The sequence below is a fragment of the Desulfoscipio gibsoniae DSM 7213 genome, assembly GCF_000233715.2.
In the GTDB taxonomy this organism is placed as follows: Bacteria; Bacillota; Desulfotomaculia; order Desulfotomaculales; family Desulfallaceae; genus Sporotomaculum; species Sporotomaculum gibsoniae.
Genome location: NC_021184.1, coordinates 3,938,100 through 3,962,209, shown reverse-complemented (window position 1 = coordinate 3,962,209; position 24,110 = coordinate 3,938,100). Strand labels below are relative to the sequence as shown.

General features: G+C 44.1%; 16 protein-coding genes and 4 pseudogenes. 18 read left to right on the top strand and 2 right to left on the bottom strand.

The annotated features are described in order from the left end of the window. Window positions 1-10 precede the first annotated feature (10 nt). The 8 genes and pseudogenes from DESGI_RS18550 to DESGI_RS18515 all read left to right on the top strand — a co-directional run bounded on the left by DESGI_RS18550 (window position 11) and on the right by DESGI_RS18515 (window position 9,739). On the top strand, window positions 11-658 hold the full coding sequence (locus DESGI_RS18550) for a cobalamin B12-binding domain-containing protein (protein WP_006524422.1): 648 nt from the start codon (window positions 11-13) through the stop codon (window positions 656-658). A 261-nt stretch (window positions 659-919) separates the two neighbouring features. Next, window positions 920-1,597 (top strand): annotated as a pseudogene (locus tag DESGI_RS24055) (aldehyde ferredoxin oxidoreductase N-terminal domain-containing protein). 795 nt (window positions 1,598-2,392) lie between these two features. Next, on the top strand, window positions 2,393-3,694 hold the full coding sequence (gene gabT, locus DESGI_RS18540; RefSeq protein ID WP_006524425.1) for a 4-aminobutyrate--2-oxoglutarate transaminase: 1,302 nt from the start codon (window positions 2,393-2,395) through the stop codon (window positions 3,692-3,694). 177 nt (window positions 3,695-3,871) lie between these two features. Further along, complete coding sequence (locus DESGI_RS18535) at window positions 3,872-6,529, top strand: molybdopterin-dependent oxidoreductase (protein ID WP_006524426.1); 2,658 nt, start codon at window positions 3,872-3,874, stop codon at window positions 6,527-6,529. Then, on the top strand, window positions 6,522-6,845 hold the full coding sequence (locus DESGI_RS18530) for a TusE/DsrC/DsvC family sulfur relay protein (RefSeq protein ID WP_006524427.1): 324 nt from the start codon (window positions 6,522-6,524) through the stop codon (window positions 6,843-6,845). Before DESGI_RS18535 ends, DESGI_RS18530 begins: the two co-directional genes overlap by 8 nt. A 61-nt stretch (window positions 6,846-6,906) precedes the next feature. Continuing rightward, window positions 6,907-8,064 (top strand): aminotransferase class V-fold PLP-dependent enzyme, encoded by a 1,158-nt coding sequence (locus DESGI_RS18525; RefSeq protein WP_006524428.1) that lies wholly within the window; start codon window positions 6,907-6,909, stop codon window positions 8,062-8,064. 15 nt (window positions 8,065-8,079) lie between these two features. After that, complete coding sequence (locus DESGI_RS18520; protein WP_083939947.1) at window positions 8,080-8,568, top strand: aminotransferase class III-fold pyridoxal phosphate-dependent enzyme; 489 nt, start codon at window positions 8,080-8,082, stop codon at window positions 8,566-8,568. A gap of 676 nt (window positions 8,569-9,244) precedes the next feature. Further along, window positions 9,245-9,739, top strand: a complete 495-nt coding sequence (locus DESGI_RS18515; protein ID WP_006524430.1) for an AmiS/UreI family transporter — start codon at window positions 9,245-9,247, stop codon at window positions 9,737-9,739. Between the two features lie 410 nt (window positions 9,740-10,149). On the opposite strand, the pseudogene DESGI_RS26655 reads toward DESGI_RS18515, so the two are convergent. Continuing rightward, a pseudogene (locus tag DESGI_RS26655) lies at window positions 10,150-10,306 on the bottom strand (IS4 family transposase); the annotation flags it as partial. A gap of 27 nt (window positions 10,307-10,333) precedes the next feature. Here DESGI_RS26655 and DESGI_RS18510 point away from each other — a divergent pair. The 10 genes and pseudogenes from DESGI_RS18510 to DESGI_RS18475 all read left to right on the top strand — a co-directional run bounded on the left by DESGI_RS18510 (window position 10,334) and on the right by DESGI_RS18475 (window position 22,744). After that, window positions 10,334-12,385 (top strand): hydantoinase/oxoprolinase family protein, encoded by a 2,052-nt coding sequence (locus DESGI_RS18510; protein WP_006524431.1) that lies wholly within the window; start codon window positions 10,334-10,336, stop codon window positions 12,383-12,385. Between the two features lies 1 nt (window position 12,386). Beyond that, window positions 12,387-12,518, top strand: a complete 132-nt coding sequence (locus DESGI_RS24805) for a hydantoinase B/oxoprolinase family protein (protein WP_006524432.1) — start codon at window positions 12,387-12,389, stop codon at window positions 12,516-12,518. A gap of 81 nt (window positions 12,519-12,599) precedes the next feature. Further along, window positions 12,600-12,911 (top strand): IS66 family insertion sequence element accessory protein TnpA, encoded by a 312-nt coding sequence (gene tnpA / locus DESGI_RS18505; RefSeq protein WP_006520600.1) that lies wholly within the window; start codon window positions 12,600-12,602, stop codon window positions 12,909-12,911. Further along, complete coding sequence (gene tnpB / locus DESGI_RS18500) at window positions 12,905-13,264, top strand: IS66 family insertion sequence element accessory protein TnpB (protein WP_006520599.1); 360 nt, start codon at window positions 12,905-12,907, stop codon at window positions 13,262-13,264. Before tnpA ends, tnpB begins: the two co-directional genes overlap by 7 nt. Window positions 13,265-13,330: 66 nt before the next feature. Next, window positions 13,331-14,896, top strand: coding sequence for an IS66 family transposase (tnpC, locus tag DESGI_RS18495; protein ID WP_041285577.1), 1,566 nt, complete (start codon window positions 13,331-13,333; stop codon window positions 14,894-14,896). A gap of 18 nt (window positions 14,897-14,914) precedes the next feature. Then, on the top strand, window positions 14,915-16,672 hold the full coding sequence (locus DESGI_RS18490; protein WP_083939946.1) for a hydantoinase B/oxoprolinase family protein: 1,758 nt from the start codon (window positions 14,915-14,917) through the stop codon (window positions 16,670-16,672). A gap of 701 nt (window positions 16,673-17,373) precedes the next feature. Then, window positions 17,374-17,682: pseudogene (locus tag DESGI_RS25855) on the top strand (hypothetical protein); the annotation flags it as partial. Between the two features lie 239 nt (window positions 17,683-17,921). Beyond that, on the top strand, window positions 17,922-19,559 hold the full coding sequence (locus tag DESGI_RS18485; protein WP_006520596.1) for an ASKHA domain-containing protein: 1,638 nt from the start codon (window positions 17,922-17,924) through the stop codon (window positions 19,557-19,559). A 616-nt stretch (window positions 19,560-20,175) separates the two neighbouring features. Continuing rightward, window positions 20,176-21,300 (top strand): alanine dehydrogenase, encoded by a 1,125-nt coding sequence (gene ald, locus DESGI_RS18480; RefSeq protein ID WP_006520595.1) that lies wholly within the window; start codon window positions 20,176-20,178, stop codon window positions 21,298-21,300. An 88-nt stretch (window positions 21,301-21,388) separates the two neighbouring features. Continuing rightward, window positions 21,389-22,744, top strand: a complete 1,356-nt coding sequence (locus DESGI_RS18475; protein WP_245561120.1) for an aminotransferase family protein — start codon at window positions 21,389-21,391, stop codon at window positions 22,742-22,744. A gap of 480 nt (window positions 22,745-23,224) precedes the next feature. Here DESGI_RS18475 and DESGI_RS26650 read toward each other — a convergent pair. Then, a pseudogene (locus DESGI_RS26650) lies at window positions 23,225-23,554 on the bottom strand (IS1634 family transposase); the annotation flags it as partial. Between the last annotated feature and the right edge of the window lie 556 nt (window positions 23,555-24,110).

Below are 24,110 nucleotides of genomic sequence, written 5' to 3'. Positions count from 1 at the left end.
GGTAAGTTGATTGAGTCAGGAATTAATAAAAGAAGCGATAGATTCTATATTAGATTATAACCGTGAAGCTGCAACCGAAGTTGCTAAAAAGGCAGTTGAAGCCGGGGTGGATCCTGTAACAATGCTAAACGAAGGCTTTAGCGTTGGAATAAGGGAAGTGGGTGAGCGTTTCGGAACAGGTGAGGTTTTTCTTCCCCAGTTAATACTGGCTGCCGAAACTATGAAGGCTGCAACGGGAATATTGGAAGAGGCTATTGCTGAAAAAGGCGGGTCCACCAAAAAAGGCACCTTTTTAATAGCGACAGTTGAAGGAGATGCCCATGATATTGGAAAAGGCATCGTTGTTTCCCTCCTAAAAACCCAGGGCATCGAGGTTATTGATCTTGGGCGGGATGTTTCAACTGATAAAATCATAGAAAAGGCTCTGGAAGTAAATGCCGATATTATCGGCACCAGTGCTTTACTAACTACCACCATTATGGCCCAGAAGAAACTGGAAGACGAGCTGCGGGCCCGTAATCTTAGAGATAGGTTTAAAACAATGGTTGGCGGTGCGCCCGTTACCCAGCGTTGGGCAGAAAAAATCGGCGCAGATGCGTATGCAGAAGATGCCGCTGACGCCGTTGAAAAGGCTCTGGAACTTTTAGCGTTGAAGTAAGGAGAATTTGAAGTGCTAATAATTGGAGAGTTAATTAACACCCATAAAAACGGGTTATATAAAAACAAATAAGTAAAGGTGAATTCTGTGAAAAAGGTAACATGAAGTTGAACTATCCCCTTTATGAATATGGTAACAACCTGCCCGATTTCGAAGTGTGAATCGGGCAGGTGACAATCGTAAGGGATTTATTGGCAATCTTAGGATCCATTTTCCCCTGATAAACGGCGGTTAGAGAATTCCCTTGCAAGGAGTGAGACGATGAAGTGGTTCTTTGGCCGCTTTCTGCGGATAAATTTGACGGAAAAAAGCTATAGCGTTAAGGAAATCCACGAGGAAATCTTTCAGAAATACCTTGGGGGGAGAGGACTTGGTTACTACCTGTTGTTACAGGAAGTTCGGCCAGGTATCGACCCTTTATCTGCAGATAACTAGTTAATTTTTGTTAATGGTATTTCCACAGGAACTAAAATGTACGGGTCCAGCCGGTATTCCATTTTTACCAAATCTCCCCTCACAGGGCTCTTTGGGGAGGCTTCTTCCGGCGGCAAAGTGGCTCCTGCCTTACATTGGACGGGTTACGATGCCATAATTTTGGAAGGGGCTTCGGATAAACCTGTATACCTGGAGATAAGTGATGAACAGGTGTCCTTCCATGACGCAGATAAGCTGTGGGGCAAAGATACTTATACGACAGAAGATACCGTTTTGGCGGAAGTAGGTGTTCCTAACGCTCAGGCAGTGGTAATTGGACCAGTCGGGGAAAACCTAATACGGTTTGCCTGTGTTGAAAATAAATACTGGCGTTCAGCGGGAAGGAGTGGAGTCGGAGCTGTAATGGGCTTGAAAAAGGTTAAGGCTTTAGTTTTCCACGGTAAATCAAAAACAGAACCAGTCCATCCCGAACTAATTTCTCTCTTTTTATCCACCCCTTGGTAACAGAACGTTCCGGCCAGGTCCACGTCCAGCATCTTCCCGTCAAACACCCCCGGTATCGTAGTGCCGGCACAGGAAATGAACATGCCCCGTCGAGCCGGAAACCGTTCTACCACACGTCGGTTCAACACAAATTTACTGGCCTAGAATCTTTTAAATCTTCCTGCTGGTGCGAATACCGTGCATCAATGTGCTGGCACATCATGATGCCGTAAATACGAACGTACCACATCATAGAAGAACGGTGAAGACCGGCTTCCAGCTTATAATCGACCTTTTCTCGTTTATTTGTATGCTTGGCGGTCGTACGTCGCTTATAAATAAGTTTCCACTTATCCGAATCCCTTGGTGTATTCGGAAACAGATGAGGGTTGTCTTCATGTAGGTATGGAACGTTTTACCGAACTTAGCGTTTGAACAAGGCTTTTTGCAGGTGTTCGTTGTCCGCTTCTTCATCATCGGACATTTCCACTTATGCCGTTTCTGGGAATAGTCGAAGCCGTCATGCTTCATCTCCTTTCCGGCGGGGCAAATTGGAATACCTTTGGGCGAAATATGAATATCACAGTTGGTTTCCATGTTCTTCTTACCACGCACATTAAGATCGATAAAAGGTTTAATATTCTGGTGCAGCAATAAATCATAAATAGGACCGGGTCATGGGCGGCATCAAGCAAAAACTTATCAACCACGCCCAAGTTAAGTAGGAGGAATTTAATAAAGATGGCTCAAGCAAAGCCTTTTGCCGTCTGACTCGGCGAATGCCGAGAGGCTATTTAAAAAAAGGAGGTTAAAAAAATGGGAAGAAATGAAGAGCTTCTGGCAAGAAAAAACAGCCTGGTGGCCCGTGGTATCTCCAATTCTACCAATATTTTTGTTAAGGAGGCCAGGGGAGCGACCATAATTGACGTGGAAGGCAACGAATATATTGACTTTTACGCCGGTATCGGCACTCTCAATGCCGGGCACTGCCCCCCACCCGTAGTTGCTGCTATTAAGGAGCAGGCGGAAAAACTACTGCATACATGTTTTATGGTTACCATGTACGAGCCATATCTTGATCTGGCAGAAAAGCTAATTGAAATCTCACCGGGTAGTTATGAAAAAAGAGCTATGTTTGTCAACAGTGGTGCCGAGTGCGTGGAAAACGCCGTAAAAATTGCCAGGTTCCATACCAAAAGGACCGGTGTAATCTCTTTTGAATGCGCGTTTCACGGTCGCACCTTAATGACCATGAGCCTTACCAGTAAAGTTAGACCTTACAAATTCGGGTTTGGTCCTTACGCTCCCGAGATTTATAAAATCCCCTCTGCTTATTGCTACCGCTGCTACTACAGGTCGACTTATCCCGGCTGCGGCATGCACTGCTTGGAGCAATTCGACAGAATGTTTGCCGCCGAAGTTGTTCCCGAGAACGTTGCAGCAATAATTATCGAACCTATTCAGGGTGAGGGCGGCTTCATCGTTCCGCCACCGGAATTCCTGCCGGGTCTGAGGAAAATCTGCGATAAGCACGGTATTGTTCTGATCGCTGACGAAGTTCAAACAGGTTTTGGCCGGACCGGTAAGATGTTCGCCTGCGAGCACTGGGGACTCGAACCCGATCTGATGACCATGGCCAAATCGATTGCCTCAGGTATGCCCCTCAGCGGTGTTGTAGGTAAGGCCGAAATTATGAACGCTCCCGATCCGGGACATATCGGCGGTACTTATGGTGGCAACCCGGTATCCTGCGCAGCCGCGTTGGCCACCATTGACTACATGCAGCAGGAAAAACTGGTGGAACGTGCCCGGGAGATTGGTGAAAAAACGCGCGCCCGCATGCTCGAAATGAAGGAGAAATATCCGGTCATCGGTGATGTTCGCGGACTGGGTGCCATGAATGCCATGGAACTGGTCAAGAACAGTGAAACCAAGGAACCGGCCAAGGACGAGGCGGCTGCCGTCTCTAAATATTGTATGAAAAACGGTGTCATTGTTATCGGAGCGGGCATTTTCAGCAACGTCATCAGAACGCTGGTCCCGCTTGCCATTACCGATGAGCAGCTTGACCGGGGATTGGATGTCCTGGAGCAGGCCGTTGCCAAATGCCAAGGTTAATCTTTGCGTAACAGCCATGGGTGTGTTAATACATGTAATGTTTTACGGCAAGCTATCCCAGGTGGTGAATGTAAAGAGGCAATGACATTCGCTGATACCATTATTAACGATTTTAGGGGATTGTCATCGTTATCCATTTCTCCCGCGAGTTAGGAAGTGCATTGGAGGGAAATCATAATGAAAGTAAAGCTTAAAGTTAACGGAAGATTACAGCAGGTGGTGGCCGATAAGAGCTTAACACTACTTGATCTGCTCCGGGATGAGTTTAAATTGACCGGGGCTAAACAATCATGCGACAAGGCAGGCCAATGCGGCGCTTGCACGGTCATAGTCAACGGCAAAGCGGTTAGATCCTGTTTACTAAAAGTAGCCAAATTGGACGGTGCCGAGGTAATCACTGTTGAGGGCCTGGGCACACCGGATAACCCGCATCTGATTCAGGAAGCTATGGTGCTGGCAGGGGCCGTTCAGTGTGGTTTCTGTACGCCCGGTATAATCATGTCCGCCAAGGCGTTACTGGACGTTAATCCCGATCCAGGCACGGAAGAGATCAAAAAAGCCCTGCGCCATAATCTGTGCCGTTGTACAGGTTACACCAAAATCATCGATGCGGTTAAACTGGCCGGCCGGTTTATCCGCAATGAGATTTCACCTGAAGATATCCGTCCTGATCCCGACGGCCCCAAGTATGGTGTTTCCCACCCCCGCCCCTCGGGATTGGCTAAAGCCTGCGGCACGGCGCAATTTACGGCGGACATAATCGTTCCCGGCGCCTTGGAGCTGGCGACTGTGCGCAGCCCGCACCCTCACGCTTTAATTAAGAAAATAGACTTTGCAGCCGCTGAGCAAATGCCGGGTGTGATAGGCGTTATGACGGCGAAGGATATTAAGGGTACCAACCGCTTGAAATACACTGTTGCCGACCGTCCTGTTCTTTGCGAAGATAAAGTTCGCTATATAGGTGACCCCGTGGCGGTTATCGCGGCGGTAACCCGGCAGCAGGCGGTAGAGGCGGCCAAAGCGGTGCAAGTGGAGTATGAACCGCTGCCGGTTTTGGGCTCGCCGGAAGAGGCGATGGCCGAAGGCGCAATACAGCTGCATGACGACAGGCCCAACCTGTGTTTTATCCAACCCCAGATCAAGGGTGATGCGCAAAAAGCTCTGGCTGAGTCGCCAACAGTAATTGAGACTCACTTAACCACTCAGATCAACCACCAGGCTCCCCTCGAGCCGGAAGCCTGCGTTTCCTATCTTGAAGGCGAGGGTGAGGATGCCCAGCTTGTGGTCATCGGGCGAAGTATCGTCATCCACAAGCATCTGAGTATGCTTCAAGATGCCCTTGGCTGGGAGAATATGCGCTACGAGGAAGCCTACACGGGCGGGCAGTTCGGCCTGAAATTAGAAATCTCATCCGAAGGCATTGCCGCGGGGGCTGCACTTCACTTTAAGCGACCGGTTCGTTACATCCCCGGTCTGGCCGAGTCAATGCTAATGACGCCGAAACGCCATCCCTTCGATATGAAGGTGAAGCTCGGCGCAGACAGCGAAGGGCGCATTACCGCTTACGACATTAACATAATAGTGGACAACGGCGCCTATCACTCCAACGGTGATGTTATAATCAACCGGGCCACGCAAATGCTATCGGGTGCGTACAATATACCCAATGTTCACGCCGTCAGCAAACTGGTTTACACCAACAATCCCTGGGGATCAGCCGCGCGGGGGGCCGGCCCGCCGCAAGCTAATTTCGCTCTTGAATGTGCTGTTAACATGCTGGCGGATAAATTGGGAAAAGACCCGTTGGAAATGCGGATACTCAACTCACTGCAGCCCGGGCAGTCCAAATCCACCGGCAGTGTGGTGGAGCAGTGGCCGTTCCCCGAACTCTGTGAAGCCATGCGCCCTCACTATAAACGTAGTCTCCTTGAAACCCGGGAGTATAAAAGCGGAGTGATCCGGCGCGGTGTCGGACTGGGGGCCGGCGCATTTGGTATCGGAGGACCCGGTGATCAAGCTATTGTTGCCATAGAACTTGATCCCGACGATGGAGTGACCATCTACGCGGCTGTTGCCGACCCCGGCGAGGGCAACGATTCAATGCTTACCCAGTTAGCTGCCGACGGCCTGGGACTGCCTCTGGACAAAATTCACCTGATGACCAAGGATTCGGACCAGACTACCGCTACCGGACCAGCTGCCGGCAGCCGTATGACTTACATGGTGGGAGGGGCTTTGGTCAACGCCGCCCAGCAGCTAAAGCAGGCTATGAAAGATGCCGGGGCGACCACGTACCGGGAACTAAAAGAAGCCGGCCGCCCGGCCCGGTATACCGGAACCAGGACCACACTCGAAGCCGGGCCGCTGGACCCTGAGACCGGTCAGGGACCGTCCTTTGAATCTGTGGTGCATGCGCTGCAAATGGCCGAAGTGGAGGTAAATACCGAAACAGGCGAGGTTAAGGTGCTCAAAATGACCACTGCGGTTGACAGCGGACCGGTGATCAACCCGCTAAACTTCGAGGGGCAGCTGGAAGGCGGGGCGGATATGGGTGCCGGTTTTGCACTGCGCGAGCAATATATCGCAGGCCAGACCAAAGATTGGGTAACGTTCAAGTTCCCCAGTATTAAAACCGCCTTTGAAATGGAATCGATCATAAGGGAAACACCAAGGTTGCGGGGTACCGGTAAGGGCTCTACAGGAGTTGGCGAGATGACTATGGTACCGACCGCTCCGGCGATCATTAGTGCGATTAAGGACGCTATCGGAGTTTGGATCTGCAATTTACCGGCAACGCCGGATAAAATAAAGGCGGCTTTGCAGCAGCGTGGCTGAAGATAAAAGCACACCAGCGGGCAATTCCAGCCGGCCTGCCGGAACCGGTCGTAAATATCGTTTAGTTGCCGGACATAAATTACTGTTTGACGAAGAAGACTTCTTGTGGCATCCCGGCGACTGGCGTGAAGATATCGCCGAGGCCCTGGCCCGTGAGTGCAGCCTTGAAAAGCTCAATGACGAACACTGGAAAGTGATCAGGTTTCTGCGCGATTTCTATTTCCAAAACGGCCGGGCGCCGTTAAACCGCCAGTTGGCGAAGGGTACGGAAATGAGTATGCTGACCATAGAGGCGCTTTTCCCCGGCGGGATTTAAATACGGTGCCCGTCGTCTTGCCGGTTTACCCAATCCCAAAGCCTGTTTGTAGGTGTAATTCATGGACAATAAATTAATTTATTTGGACAATGCGGCGACATCATTCCCCAAACCCCGGAAAGTAATCGACCGGATGGTTGAGACCTATACCCGGCTGGGTGTTTCACCCGGTCGGGGCAGCTATGATCTGTCAATGGAAGCTGCTGATCTTGTTTTTCAAACCAGACAGAAGTTAGCCCGTTTTTTTGGGGCTCCCGACCCGGAACGGGTTATTTTCGCGGCTAACGCAACAGATGCCCTGAACCTGGCAATTTTGGGCCTTGTTAGACCCGGTGATCATGTAATAACCACGCGGCTGGAGCACAATTCGGTGCTCCGGCCATTATTCCACCTGGCTAAGCAAAGCGGGATAGAGTATGATCTGGTTGGTTTTGATGAGCACGGATATATTAACCTGGACGAAATAGCAAGTACTATACGGTCCAACACCAGGCTGGTAATCTGCAATCACGCATCCAATGTTTTGGGGACCGTACAGCCTGTGTCCGATATAGCCCGTGCATGTGTCGAACGTGAGATTCCACTGTTAATAGATGCTGCTCAGAGCGCGGGATACGTCCCCATTGATATGAGCAAATGGAACGTAAATGCTATAGCTTTTACCGGTCATAAGGCTCTTTTGGGACCGAGCGGAATCGGCGGCCTGGTTCTTTCTCCCCATCTGGAAATCAAATCTACCCGGTTTGGTGGAACAGGCATTGACTCGCGCACTCTCATTCACACCCAGACGTTTCCTCACAGGCTTGAAGCCGGTACGCTTAATCTCCTTGGCGTTTTCGGCCTTTTAGCCGGTCTTGACTACCTGGAAAATGAAGATATGGAACGAGGTCATCAAAAGGAGATGGCCATGATCAAACGATTGTATGAAGGTCTGAGTTTAATTTCCAGGGTGGTAATTCACAGTCCGATGCTTACGGAGCAGGATGTGCCGGTACTCACTTGTTCGGTAAAGGGGTTATCATCCGAGGATGTGGGGGCTATTATGGATGGTGATTATGGGATCGCGGTCAGAACCGGGTTGCATTGTGCACCTCTGGTACACGTAGATCTGGGGACGGACACTAATGGAGCCATACGTTTCAGTTTGGGCCGGTTCAATACAAACGAAGATATAGATCGTGCGTTAGAGGCAATGGATGCTATATCGTCAGGCCGATAACGCTGGTATACAAAAATGCCATCTTTTGAAAAAATCGAAGTCAGGCTCTTACTTATCAACTTATTGACTAAAATGATGTTCTGCTTATGGCAGACGAGGTTATCTGCGGTTTTGGCCGGACAGGCAGCTGCTGCCATTGCTAATTTAGACATCGTGGAAAATGAAAATATCCCTGACCAAGCCCGGGTTAAAGGGGAACTACTCAGGGAGAAGATCAGGGCCCTTGACTTGCCCGCCATTGGCGAGGTAAGGGGTATAGGGATGATTAACGGGGTTCAATTAGTTAAGAATCGTGAAACAAGGGAAAAATTCGAGGCTAATGCAGGCTTTGCCAAGCGCGTATCTTATCTTGGGTGGGAAAACGGATTGATTTTAAGGCCCCTCATTGACGATGGCCTGCAGATATCGCCGTCTGTGGTCATTACGGAAAAACAATTTGATGAGCTTGTTGCTAAATTAGGTGCTTCCATAGATCAAGCTTACCAGGAATACTGCAGTAAGTAATGAAAATCCTCATTGGTACAATGATAAAAATCATTAATTACGAGCCTTAGTATGGCTCTAAGTATCAGACAATTTCTTAAAATTCAAAACTTTTTTGAGTTGATGAAAAATTTCATTACTCATCTCGGTAAACCATGAAAAATCTTGTCTTTTACTTGTCTTATAAAGGTAATTAATTGCTTTAAAGATGGCATGGGAATTGCTGAGTTTTATAGTCAGGATTTTAGAATAGGTCATGACCCAAGGAGTTATAAGCCTGTAAAAGCTATTGCCCATGAGGAAAGGCAGTTAATGGATGAAAAATAGCATCAATCGATCATGCCAAAATTCAGTCGTTAGAAATGGGCTGAATAATCCAAAATATAAGATTATTTCGGTAAATTATAATAGATAACCGATAAAAGAAATCATTGGCTTTAATCGGGTATGGGTACAAAAGAGCGTAAATCACAAACCGGTGCCAATTGATAAGAGTGGCATGTTTATTGCAAATTAATTGTACATTGGGAAAATGGCCGGGTATGTGTTATTTTCTAACATACTGGCAGAAGGAGGAAAAAGGCGGTTAGAAGAAAACTAAAAATTCAAAAAAAGAAGGGGGGAAAATATATATGCTTAAGTAGGAGAAGACGTAGGAGGTACATTCACGGATGTTTATTGAGGAGGTAAAGAGTTTATGGGAGCAATAATTCTGTTACTGGCAGCTTTTATTTTTTTGGTTGATGCAGCTTTTATGCTTGGTAAAGTAAAGCCACAAGGTGCAGCTACGGTAAATGCCGTCGTTGGCTTTGTAATGCTTGTAGCAGCTATTTTTTTAGCCTCTTCAGCAAAAGATTCAGTAAGTCTGATTACATCGGGTTTAGCGATGGCTTTTTGTATATTCTATCTAATTTTGGCATGGGATTTATTCGGGGATTATGACCTAGCTGGATTGGGATGGTATTGTCTGGGTGCAGGGGTATATGTAGCACTGGCATCTTACTTTTACTTTACTGCTGGGGATGTGAGATTCGGAATATTTGCTATTTCATGGGCCGTGTTATTTCTTGCAGCCTTTGGGAGTCTGGCACTGCAAAAAGCGTGGGGTAAATTTATTGGATGGTTGTTAGCTGTTGAATCGATAGTTACCCTTTTGATTCCAGCTTTTCTTATGTTTATCGGTAAATGGTAGGATGGTATAGCCCTGATAAAAAAACATCAATTGATCATGCCAAAATTCAGTCGTTAGAATGGGCAGAATAACCCAAAATATCGGATTATTATTGAAATAAATCATTGGCTTCCGCTCCGGTATGGGTATAGTGAGCGTAAATCTTTAAACCGGTGCCAATTGATAGAGTGGCATGTTTTTCCTGGCATGTTGGCAGAAGGAGGGGAAACGCGGATCAACAATAGGTTACCCTAGCCTTGAAATTAAATAAATAACCTACAGAGGATGTTTTTAGGGGAAAATCTAAAGTTGGAGTTGATGTGGTTCTATGTTACGGTATTGTCATACCTGAAGTTTCGCACCCCTCAAATAACCTTTGATTCAATTTTCAGTTAGCTTTCATGTAATTATGTTACGCCTATTGTTAATGTTTAGCTGGCTTTTTCTAGGTTTTTAAGCTGATTGTTTAAAAAAGTAATCCTCGAAAAGCTCTTATAAATACTGATATTCATCGGAATTCTTAAATTCCAAAATGTCCACAATACCAGACTTTGCGATGCCTGTGATCACAACTTGCAACAAACTAAAAATTTTAAATAAAGGGGGAAAAATTATATGCTTAAAGTAGGGGCAGACGTAGGAGGTACATTCACGGATGTTTATGGTCTTGATGACAAGAAAAACAAAGTATATATAGGAAAGCGTCTTACAACACCGGGTAGTGCTGAAGGGCTTATTAATGCTATGAGAGCAGCCGACATCAAAATAGAGGATATTGATGTATTCGTGTATGGAACTACAATTGCGACAAATTCCATTCTTGTGCGGACTTATTATGGGTGGTGGCCCAAAGTAGCCTTTATTGCCACAAAGGGATTTAGAGACACCTTGGAAATCAGAAGGGCGCGGAATCAACATATTATTGATATGTATGGGGTGGCACCAAAACCACTAATTGAACGACGTTCCAGATTTGAAATTTCGGAAAAGGTTGATTCCGATGGTAGGGTAGTAGAAGAAGTTGATAAAACAGCTTTAATCGAACTTGCTCGGGAACTCAAAGCAATGCAGGTAGATTCAGTAGGTATAACCTTTAATAATGCTTATACTAATCCGGCAAACGAAAAAAGAGCCAAAGAAATTCTACAAAAAGAGTTACCTGGTACTCCCATATCTATTTCAACAGATATCTCCCCCAAATTTCGCGAGTTACCGCGTATGATTACGACGGCACTTCGGACACTTCTAATACCGATTATCTCTGATTATATGGATAAACTGGAAAAAGATTTAAAAGAACTTGGTTTTCGAGGAACACTCTTAATTGTTAAGGGTGATGGCGGAACTGCTACGGCAGATGTTATTAAAGAATGTCCTGAACTATTGTTGCAATCCGGTCCTGCTGCCGGTGCATTTGCCGGCTTAATTTGTGGACAATCATTAGGTGTAAAGAATGCTCTCACTCAGGACATGGGAGGGACAAGTTACGACGTATGTATTATTGAGGATGGGGAGTATTTAAGAACTACGGATTATGAAATTGATTTTGATATGCCCTTATCAATCCCCATGACAGATGTAAGGTCTATTGGTACGGGAGGCGGAAGCCTTATTTGGATTGACGAGGGGGGGTCTTTAAGAGTAGGCCCACAAAGTAGTGGAGCAAAGCCCGGACCGGTTTGTTATGGGTTGGGAGGGCAACAACCGAGTGTTACAGATGCTAATTTAATATTAGGGCGTATTGACAAAACCTTAGGCGGTAAAATGGAATTGGATTTAGATCGGGCTATCAATGTTTTCAAAGAAAAAATAGCTGATCCATTAGGTTTAAGCGTCGAGGAAGCCGCTGAAGGTGCAATTAAAATCAGCAGTGCGAATATGGCCATGGCCAATTCCCTTGTCACCACCTCAAGAGGTAGAGATCCGAGAAAGTTTATGCCTATTGTTTTTGGTGGGGCGGGGTCAATGCATATATGTTTTATTGCCGATGAATTAGGTATTAAGAAAGCAGCTATTCCCATTATGTCCGGAGTGGCTTCCGCAATGGGCGCCATGATGATGCCTATTAGAGCATCCGCTGAAAAAACGATGCCCATGGTTCTTAATAACGTGGATATTGCCAAAATAAATAATACAGTGGCTAATATGAAAAAAGAGATAGTTGTTAGTGTTGAACGCCAAGGAGTGGACAAAAACAGTATTACAACATCTATAGAATTAGATATGAGATATGTTGGCCAAAATTATGAAGTAACAGTCCCGGTTAAAGATGATCGCAATTTTGATGATAATAAGCTAAAAATGATCCGGGAAGATTTTGACGATGTTCACAGAAAAGAATACTTTACATCGAATAGTGAATTCGATGTAGAAATTGTTAATATTAGGGTTATTGGTGTTGGCGTCCATTCTTCTGTAAGTTTACCCACATATCCCAAAGCCACATATGAAGTCGAAAGGGCACTAAAAGGTAGAAGGGAAGTTTATTTTGACGGGAAATTCATAGATACGCCAATTTACGATATAGATCGATTAATGAATGGGCATTACTTGGAAGGACCGGCAATTATCGAGATGAACGAGTCAAGTATAGTTATAACTCCAAATTGGGCAGTATCGTTGGATGAGTATAAGAATATTGTGCTGGAGAATAAAGGGGGAGAGTAAAATGGCCAAAAAATTTGAAAAAACATTGGATCCAGTTACATTTGAAGTACTTAGGGGCGGATTTAACTATATTCCGGAAAGGATGTTTTTTACCTTACAACGGACGTCTTTTACTCCAATTATCTATGAGTAAGCGTCAAAAAGATTACACCTGGGTTTACCACTTTATTTATGAGATAATCTCCTCAAACAAACATATTGGGGGGATTATTCAATGGCCAAATCAGAATTACGGCAAGAATGGGAAACCCGGATAGCCGATTTTAGAGCAAGCGGGCAAAGCGGAGCAGCTTGGTGCGCAGCCCATAATATAAGACCTAATCAACTATGGTATTGGCTAAAAAAGATTAAATCCGCAGAGAATCCATCAATTACGCAGACGCAGTGGGTGTCAGTGGAGATAAATGAGTCCGACCCCACCGGAAACGGATTATTGATTAAAGTAGGTCCTGCGGTTATAGAAGTGCAACCTGGCTTTAATCCGGCATTACTCAAAGAAGTAGTGCAAACACTTAAAGTATGCTGACCAACACTGGCCTGGAACGGGTTTACCTGGCCTGCGGCAGCACCGACTTGCGTAAATCAATTGACGGATTGGCGGTTTTAGTAAAAGAAGCATTTGCACTGGACCCGTTCTCTACCTGCATCTTTGTGTTCTGTAACCGGAAACGCGATAAACTCAAGATCCTCCAGTGGGAGCATAATGGTTTTTGGCTTCATTATCGCCGGCTGGAGAAAGGAAAGTTTCAATGGCCGGCCAAAGATAGTGCGGGAACGGTTACATCTGTTAGCCACCGTGAGTTACGTTGGCTATTGGATGGTCTATCGCTCAATCAACAGCAAGCCCATCCCGAGGTTACGGCAAGAACAATTTTATGACTAAAAACATGGGATAAATCCTTGATTTTAAAGGGTTTTCATGGTTATATATCGAATATTAACCATATGAACAGCACAGCTAAAATAGTTGAAGAACTTCAAAATAAATGCACTGAGTTGGAGCAAAAAAATGCTGAATTAATGGCTAAAGTCAGATGGTTTGAAGAACAGTTTCGTCTAAGCCAACAGCGTCGTTTCGGTCGCTCCAGTGAACAGAGCCAACCGGAGCAATTACAGCTGCAGTTTTTTAATGAGCCCGAAATAGAAGCTAAACCGCCTTCAGAGGAACCTAGCGTTGAGGAAATTACCTACCGCCGCCGTAAGAAACAGGGACACCGTGAGCAGCTGCTGGAAGATTTGCCGGTGGAAACCATCGACTACTATCTACCTGCCCAAGAGCAGGTATGTTCATGTTGCGGTGGACCATTACATGAAATGAGCACCGAGGTCAGGCAAGAGCTTAAGATTATTCCGGCCCAGGTAAGTGTCGTCAGACATGTACGTCACGTCTACGCTTGCCGCCGCTGCGAACAAAAAGACACCAAAACCCCTATCGTGACTGCACCTATGCCGGCGCCTGTACTGCCGGGGAGTCTGGTTTCCCCTTCCGCTATGGCCCACATCATGACCCAAAAGTATGTTGAAGGTATGCCGCTTTATCGTCAGGAACAGCAATTGGCCCGTCTTGGAATAGGGCTGTCCCGTCAGACCTTGGCCAATTGGATGCTCCAGGGTGCCAACAGATGGCTTCGCCCACTTTACGATAGGATGCATGAGCATCTGTTGAAACAAGATATCCTGCATGCCGATGAGACTACTCTGCAGGTGCTGCATGAACAAGGCCGGTCAGCAGGAAGCACCTCTTACATATGGCTATACCGTACCGGGCGGGCAGGGCCGGCAATGGTTCTTTACGACTACCAAACGACCCGGGCAAGCAAGCATCCGCGCCGGTTCTTAGCCGGCTTCAAGGGTTACTTGCATGTAGACGGCTATGCCGGTTACAATGGATTGCCGGACGTGACTCTGGTTGGATGCTGGGCCCATGCCCGGCGTAAGTTTGATGAAGCGCTAAAAGCCTTACCAGCTGAACAGCGCGGTGCAGTAGTAGCCGCCAAAGAGGGGCTGAATTTCTGCAACCGACTTTTTGCTATAGAACATGAGCTTCGCGAGGCCACTCCCGAGGAACGCCATGTAGCCCGCCAAGAGCGCAGCCGTCCATTGCTAGAGGCTTTTTCAGCATGGCTAAAATACCAAAGTCCTAGAGTGCTGCCTAAAAGCGCTTTTGGTCAAGCTATTCATTACTGCCACAACCAATGGAACAAGCTCGCAGCCTTCCTGCAAGACGGACGACTGGAGCTGGATAACAATCGAAGTGAGCGTTCGATTAAACCGTTTGTGATCGGACGCAAAAATTGGCTATTTGCCAACACCCCGCGTGGCGCCAATGCCAGTGCAACGATTTACAGCATTGTTGAATCGGCTAAGGAAAATGGCTTAAATCCGTTTAGCTATCTGCAATATCTTTTTGAAAGGCTTCCCAATATAGATATCGAAAACCGAAATGCCCTAGATGAGCTACTTCCCTGGTCGGTTGCTTTGCCTTCGACTTGTCGAGTAAACAATAAATAGTTTAAGTCGTGCCCTACCCTGTTTACGAGGTGGGGCTTATTTTACGCTTACATCTATGATATTGCCGACTTTTCGGTTTCGATCTATGATGCGGAGACAAATCTGATTGGCCAATATGCCGGGTGTCCAATTCATTTGGGAGCAATGAGTTTTAGCACTAAAGCTTGTGTGGCTAAATTTCCGAAGCTTGATGAAGGCGATGTAGTCATAATTAATGATCCCTATGCAGGTGGTACTCATACACCGGATGTGACATGTGTTGCACCTATGTATTATAAAGGAGAGATTATGGGATATGCGTGTGCACGTGCACACTGGGTTGATATGGGTGGAGGAGGAGTAGGCAGCCAAGCCTGGGGTACCCATATAGCAACAGAGGGATTTAGAATATTTCCCATGAAGCTCGTAGAAAAAGGCAAAATAAATAAAGAATTTGTTGAATTAGTTAAGAATCAAGTGAGAGCGCCTCAGGGAGTTGAAGGCGATTTCATGGCCCAAATTGGCGCCTGTGGAGTTGCGCAAATGGAAATGGTAAAATTGATTGAAAGATTTGATGTAGAGACAGTGAAGATAGCTATGAAGGAAATTAGGGAGTATACAAAATATGTATTTCGTTCAATAATTGAAAAATTACCAGACGGTGAATATGAAGGAGTAGACTTTGCGGAAACCGATGGAGTCCGCGAAAAGTCCGTAGCTATTAAGACCAAAATAACTATAAAAGGAGATCAATTAACCGTAGATTTTAAGGGGACAGATCCACTGGTAGAAGGCGCGATAAATTCCCCGCTGGCAAATACACATGGTGCAGTTTTATATTCCTCAATAGGTATGCTGGCACCGGGTTTACCTATTAATGAAGGGATTTATGATTGTATAGATATCAAAGTGCCTGAGGGTTGTTGGTTGAATGCGCGGTGGCCTCACCCCACAATAGGGTCAACCACGCATACTGCAACAAAGATCGCGACATCAGTGTGGATGGCGTTATCCAAAATTGATCCCAAAAAAGCAATTGGTTCTACTTACGGCGAATGCAACTGGTATATTGCTTCTGTCAAAGATCCGGAAACCGGCTTGCCAATGCTTGTGTCAGATTTACCTTCTGGCGGTTGGGGAGCTACCTCTGAACACGATGGAATGAACGCTGCAAATGATCCACATATCGTCAATGCGTTGCTTATGTCTGCAGAGGTTGCGGAAATGGCTCATCCTGTTTATTGGCAACACTATGGGATGAGAACAGACTCCGGTGGTCCCGGAAAATATAGGGGCGGAGTAGGAATGATCTTTAAGTTTAAGCCTTTGGGAGATATGGAATTAAGCATGGAAACATCGAGAACGAAAATTGGGGCACCTGGCGTAGAAGGAGGAGGAAGGGGTTCCATCCAATATGTATTGAAACAATATCCTGATGGCAAATTGGAAACCGTGATGGGTAATGATTTGGAAAAAGAAGGAAAGTGGCATATGAGTCTGCAGGCAAATATGCGTTTTGAAGAAGGGACTTCATTTGTTTTGCTCACTTCAGGAGGAGGAGGCTATGGAGATCCTCTCGAGCGAGATCCCGAAAAGGTATTGCAGGATGTGATAGATCAATATGTATCTATTGAAGGAGCAAGAAAAGATTATGGTGTGGTTATCGATCCTAAAACTATGGCAATAGATTATGAAGAAACGATGACGTTAAGAAAACAACTAAGTATGTCTGAAGAATTTAAACAATATATTCAGGGAGTAAGAAAGGATTATTTGTTATTACAATCTATTTTGTAGATTTTTAGTAACTAGAATTATCATTGAATAATTCAGGTGAGATTCGTCTTTTTCTCCAAAGACGAATCTCATTTCTAATTAGGACTTGCTGAATGAAAGAGCATATTTGTCGAAATAAAGTGCATGGAAAATGCGACAAATGCTACAAAAAGCTTGCACTTGGAGGTAAAATATGTTCCGGAAAGTGGAAAAAGAAATATATCTCGAAGAATTCATAATGCCCTTTGGGGCAAACTTAACGCCAACAATCGCTAGGTAAAATTATCTAAAATTGTTCCCTGGGATATCATTGAGGATCGTTACGCAGAACACTTTCCCAGTGAACGCGGCCAGGCGGCTAAACCTGTACGGATGGCCCTAGTACACCATTCCAAAAGTTCTTTCCCGGATTTAGCCTATTAATCTTAGCTTAATATTTCTTTAAAAGCAATCGTAATATATTTATATTTTGATAAAAATTACTATAAGTCATGGTTTTATATTTAAGGGGATTCCGTAACCCACTTTTGATGCTCAAGGTCGTTTATCAGAGCAAATAAATATATTCATTAAATCACAAATCACAAATCACAAATTGCTGTTAGGCTATGTTCAATACATAACGTTTTGATTTCATGTTTTAAGCTTAAATAATTTCACCCCAGCCCGGAACCAGCAAGTGAAATTTCCGGTAGATTCAACAGGTTTAATTAAAAAGCATAGTTAAGCACTTCTACGGCACAAGCCAGCAAGCGGTGCAAAATCAGTTGTTCATAGCGCTAATTACTTATTGTCTGTTAATGTTACTCAAGTTGAGAACGGGGTATAAGGGACCACTACTAAATATTAAAAGATTGTTGGATACCTGTCTTTATGAACCTTTTACCGTAATCGTCCAAAAGCTTTACTGTAAGCCTCAACGCAAATCAAAAGGGCGACGTAAAATAGATCACGAAGCCACTTTTCAAGAAGTCGTAAAGCAAGTGGAAGCGGGCATAACAGTTTACTCAACAGTCGATTTTTTAGTGTAATAAAAAGTATATTAATGTCAAAATGTGGATGAGGACTACTTGTTACTTGATTGTTCCTTTAACACGGTGAAATAAAACCATTTAACTGTATACACTAGTTTTGCAAATCCACTACATGTCTTACGATTTTGGGAAGTACCCTAAATATGGAAATATATTTTAATGCAACACTACTGATTTTTTATATAATAATCTTCGAGTGTAATCAATAAATTGTTTACCAGTAAGGATAGGTGAAAATGAAAGAGAAATTATGTGAAATAACATTTAAACCATTGGGGGTAAAGGTTAAAGTACCTGAAAACACAACTATTATCGAGACAGCTGTAAAAAATAATTTACCCTTGGAAGGGATGTGTAACGGGAGGGGTACCTGCGGTAAATGTTTAGTCCAAGCATCAGGTATGCTGAGTCAACCGCAGACTGATGAAAAAGAAAGGCTGGGAAGTATGCTTTCTGATAGTTGGCGCCTGGCATGTCAGGCAAAAGTATTAGGAAATGTAGAAGTGTTTTTAACAGAAAAGCAGCAATTTAGGACAATCTCAGGGGGGAAAAACAAAGAATATATCTTTGACCCGTTAATTATAAGGATTCTTGGCAAGTCCGGTGAAAGTTTCTTTTTACCAAAACGTGCATACGGAATTGCTGTTGATATTGGCACTACCAGTATAGTGGTCGGATTAATTGATCTGAACTCTGATGGAAAAGAAATTACAACTTCAGCCTGTCTTAATCCACAGACTCAATATGGTGCAGATGTAATAACACGGATTACTTATGCCCATCAGTATGCGCAAAATGTTTTAAAATTAAAGGAATTGGTGCTTAATGGAATCAATAATTTAATTTCCAAAGTATGTAATGAAAAAGGTGTGCAGTTACAGGAAATTTACCATATTACAGTTGCCGCAAACAATACAATGCTGCACTTGTTGGTTGGTGTAGATCCCTTTCCTCTTGCAGTAACCCCCTATGAGCCCATCTTTGTCGACTACCAAGAGTATAATTCCACTGAACTGGGCATTGCTGTTCCAAATGCCGTTGTGAGTTTATTACCTTCCTTGTCTGCTTTTGTTGGTGCTGATATTCTTGCAGGTGTTATTGCAATAGATTTTCATAAAATAGCAGTACCTGCTTTATTTATTGATATTGGTACGAATGGAGAAATAGTTGCCAATGTCAATGGAAAGCTGATCGCTACTTCTTCAGCAGCCGGGCCGGCCTTAGAGGGTATGAATATTTATTGCGGCTGCCGGGCTGAGGATGGTGCTATTTCCGGTGTTCGGATCGAGGAGAACGGGCAAATTTATATTGTAACAATTGGCTCAGCGAAAATAAAAGGGTTGTGTGGGAGTGGACTGGTGGAATTAGTTGCTGAATTAGTTAAGGCCGGGGTTATCCTTCCTACCGGAAGATTTGCCCAGTCCACTAATTTACCTGGATTACTGGCCCAGAGACTAATTGAGCATGATGGGCAACCTGCATTTTTACTGGATTCTAACTCAATGACTATGCTAACCCAGAAAGATGTTCGTCAAGTTCAGTTGGCAAAAGCTGCAATTGCTGCCGCAATTGATATATTATTTCAACGTTTGAAAGTGGAACTTGATGCCGTGGAAAAGGTCTATATTGCCGGCGCTTTTGGTTATCATTTGAAAAAGGAGGCATTAAAAATAATTGGTCTTTTACCCTCGGGGCTAAACTCGGAGGTTGAATTTGTCGGGAACACCGCTAAGGAAGGTGCACGGCTTTGTATGGTGAACCAGGCTGCAGCCGATGAAATAATAACTTTACAGAATGATATAGAGTCATTAGAACTTTCTTATGCGCCGGAATTTATGGATAACTATGTGGACCATATGAATTTTCCGAGCTAAAGCGGAGGCAAAATCTGGGAACAAAGAGGATTATCGCCTGCGAAGTTATGAAGGAAGAGTTGTAATCAGTAGCTACAAAAGCTGAGGTTGAATATGAGTTTCTATCTATGGGCCTGCCGGAGCTTCAAGATCATGAGTTTATGGAATCAATTTAAAACCGCTGTGGAAGATAGGTTTTCCGCAGCGGTTTTCTTGTATACTAATTCACAAAAGTGAGAGTGTAAAATAAACGGTGTAAACCTTCCGAATGATATTAGGTTATAGTAAATATGACTATAAGAATAAAGAAACAACCAACAGTCGTAATGGTACCACCCTAATCTAAATCGCCCAAGTAATGAAAATTTTCATTTTTACACAATGAAATTGTGCAGTATTAATAAGGTCAAGTTCGGAGTAGTTTTCTGATGATTTTGAATCAGCTATGCCAGGCTGATGGAAAAAATCATCAGTTCTTTATTTTCCATAATTTTAAGGTAGCTTGTGATGGAAAAAGTGCTGATTAAGCGGTTTTATTTAGAAAGTGCCTTCTTTTTTTGCTTTGGATTATTGGCATGATTATTGCAATTTAATCAAACCAAGTAAACTATTCATTCTTTAAAGGGGGATAAAAATTATGATTGTCGGTGTACCAAAGGAAATTAAGAACAATGAAAACAGGGTAGCAATTACACCCGCAGGCGTTGAAGAGATGGTTAAAGCTGGTCATCAAGTATATATTGAAGATAGGGCGGGTGTTGGCAGCGGCATTAGCAATGAAGAATATGTTTCAGCCGGTGCACAGTTACTCTCGGATCCTTCAGATGTTTTTGCTGCATCTGATCTGATTATAAAAGTTAAAGAGCCCCAACCCCAAGAGTGGGATTATTTTAAAGAAGGTCAGATTCTCTTTACTTACTTGCACCTGGCTACCGAACTAGAACTTACTCAGGCGTTACTTGATAAAAAAATTATAGGTATTGCCTACGAAACCATTCAGATGGAAAACGGTTCACTGCCGTTATTAAAGCCCATGAGCGAAGTAGCTGGCCGAATGTCTGTTCAGATCGGTGCACGGTTCCTCGAAAAGCCCCAGGGTGGCAAAGGTGTACTGCTTGGGGGAGTGCCTGGAGTACTGCCTGCTGAAGTTGTAATTATTGGTGGTGGTGTTGTTGGTACAAACGCTGCCAAAATGGCAATTGGAATGGGTGCCAATGTAACCATTATTGATAAGAATGCTGACAGGTTAAGGTACCTGGATGATATTTTCGGGAACAATATAAAGACTCTCATGTCAAACACCTATAACATTGCTCAAGCTGTATCTAAAGCAGATCTTCTCATCGGTGCGGTTCTCGTTCCGGGTGCTAAAGCTCCTCACCTGGTGACCGAGGAAATGGTTAAGAATATGCAGCCTACCTCTGTAATTGTAGATGTAGCTATTGATCAGGGCGGTTCTATTGCTACTATTGACAGAGTTACTACCCATAGTTCTCCTGTGTATGAAATGTATGGAGTTGTTCATTATGCAGTTGCCAATATGCCTGGTGCAGTCGCAAGGACATCAACTTTTGCGTTGACTAATGTAACACTGCATTATGCGCTGGAAATTGCCAATAAGGGCTATGAAGCTGCTGTCAAAGAAAATAAAGCTTTGGCGCTTGGTGTTAACGTCATAGACGGAAAACTAACCTATGAAGCTGTTGCTAAATCTTTAAATATCGAGTATACACCCCTAGAAAAGGTAGTAGTCGGAATATAGCCCATGTCTGCCATTGCTTAGGCTGGTCGAGTTATTTAACGAAGAGGTGATTATTGTGTCAATTTATTCAGAAGAACAGATTTTACAAATGAAAGAAGATGATTTCAGTTACCATCTACATCCTACCAGCTCTATCCCCGATATGGAGGCTTGGGGTGGTCCGCGCATTATCTCGGAGGGGGAGGGGGTAAGGGTAAAAAGTGTTGAGGGGAAAACCTATATTGACTGTGGTGCTGGGCTCTGGCTGAATAATGTTGGAACCGGAAGAAAGGAAATCGTTGAGGCAGCTAGCAAACAAATGGAAAAGCTTCATTATTTTCAATCCTTCAATGGGTACACTCATCCTTTGGCTATTGAAGTTGCCAAAAAGTTTGCGAAAATGGTACCCGTGGAGAACGCGAGAATTTTCTTCACTAGTGGTGGTTCCGAGTCAAATGATTCAGCTTATAAACTTGCCCGTCTCTATTTTAATCTAACAGGCAGACCCGAAAAGAATCAAATAATTTGCAGAACAAAGGCTTATCATGGTGTTGCCTATGGAGCTACCAGTGCTACTTCTTTACCCGGTTTTTGGGATGGGTTCAGGCCCTTGGTACCTGGCTTTCATCATACCGACCATCCTCATTGCTATTTTTGCGCGTGGGGAAAGGAAGAAGGAAGTTGTGATTACGAATGTGCCAAAGCAGTGGAGGAAAAGATTCTTGAAATTGGCCCTGAAAAAGTAGCCGGTTTTTCTGCGGAGCCTGTAATCGGTACGGGTGGTGCTATTGTTCCTCCTAATGGATATTATCCGAGGGTTCGGGAAATTTGTAACAAGTATGATGTCTTATTGATAGCCGACGAAGTGATTTGCGGTTTCGGTCGGACCGGAAAAAACTTTGGCATTGAAAACTGGGGCGTTAAACCGGATCTGATGATGCTGGCAAAAGGAATCACCAGCGGATATATTCCGATGGGTGCTGTGGCACTGACGGGGAAGATCTACGAACCGATTAAAAAACATGGTATTTTTATGCACGGCTATACCTATACCGGCCATCCTGTGGCATGTGCTGCGGCATTGGCGAACCTAGAAATTGTGGAAAAAGAAAACCTTGTCGAAAATGCCCGGATCAAAGGTGAAATCCTTCGTCAGAAGGTCAGGGCCTTAGATTTACCTTGTATTGGTGAGGTAAGGGGTATTGGAATGATTAACGGGGTTCAATTGGTCAAAAACCGCGAAACCAGGGAAAAGTTTGCACCCAGCGTCGGTTTTGCCAAGAGAGTTTCTTTCCTCGGTTGGGAAAACGGATTAATTCTCCGGCCACTGATTGATGATGCACTCCAGTTGTCCCCATCGCTGATTATCAGTGAAACCGAAATCGACGAACTTGTAGAAAAATTGGAAACTTCCATCAAACAAGCCTGGGAGGAATACTTGGCAAACGATGAAAAGACATTGTAAATAATGACAAGTATCATTGTTTGGCAAACTTGATAACGTGAAATGCCGATTCTGTAAGGGGTGTTTCATCATCAATCTTGGCATGTTTTTTGCGAGATTTTAAAATGGATGTTTGTATTCATTCATATGATCCTGCGTACAGCAAGAACCATTTTAGGTATGCGCATTTGATCGGCTGGTTGATAAGGCTAGAGCATCCTCTGATATCTCATGGCATTTTTTGTTGGTAAAAGGCTTACCTTGGCAGGGCCTTTAACCTCCTTTTAATATTCCGTTACCGGTTTTGACATGCGCCGGTTGCGGTATTACCTCTTTTCGATGGCATTGCGGGCCCCATCAGGCCCGCAAGCTGGGTTTTTATAATAAGCAATATGCATGGTACAATTTTACTGGACAATTTTTTAAAATAATGTTAATACCTGACTTTTGCCTTAAACCCTTATTAACAAAGATCTCAGGCTGCTTTGTTTTTTCTTTCAATCATAGCGTATTTTTATCTTTTATGGTATTGGCCAAAATTTTTTTATTTCTCCTAGACTTCGTACTCTTTTGGGAAAATCGATTTCAATAAAGTTTTCCATATCTTTAAGAACATCATCGTAATAATCAAATAGATAATAGATAGTTCTGTTTCATATGTGTGCAATCTGCCTTACTAAGACTCTCGAGCATCTGGCCTATACTATATTTATGTTCAAGCTTCATCTCGTGAATTCTTGCAATAACAAGTGCTATAAAACAGGTAAGAAAGAAAGCTTGTATATGATCTTCTCTTGAAACATATACCGGGCGGGCTTCCAAATCGCTCTGCCATAACATATTGACTGAGGAAGCCGCTGTATCCGCAAAAAAAATGGTCAAGCAATACTCATCGTCTGTGGTATTCAAACAGTTATTTATATATTCATAGCCTATTTTGCCACTTTAGTAACCCCTGATTATACTTCAATTTAAAAATCCTGATGCTGCATTCTTTGAAATAGTTCTAACTGTAGGTGGGAAATGGTTCCGGGTCTTTATAACCTGGTAATACGTGCGGCAACAGCCATGGTAGGACAGACAGCAGCTAGCCGTCCATTGTACGGTATGGGCAGGTATAAAATGATACCGACGAGGTTTTTTGCCTACTTGCATCCTATATATAGGACTCCATCGTACAGTATCTAATTTATGGCTGTTCTTGGGCTTATAGGTGCCCTTATTATAAGCCTGGATTTCATTTCTGAATTGGTGACTTTCGGCGCAGTGTTTGGTTTTATCTGTGAAAATATTGCTGTTATTGTCCATTACTTCATCAAGGACTTCAAAGCATTGCTTGAAAAGAATGCTCTTGTAAATCCAGACAATGTCAAGGTAACGAAAAATT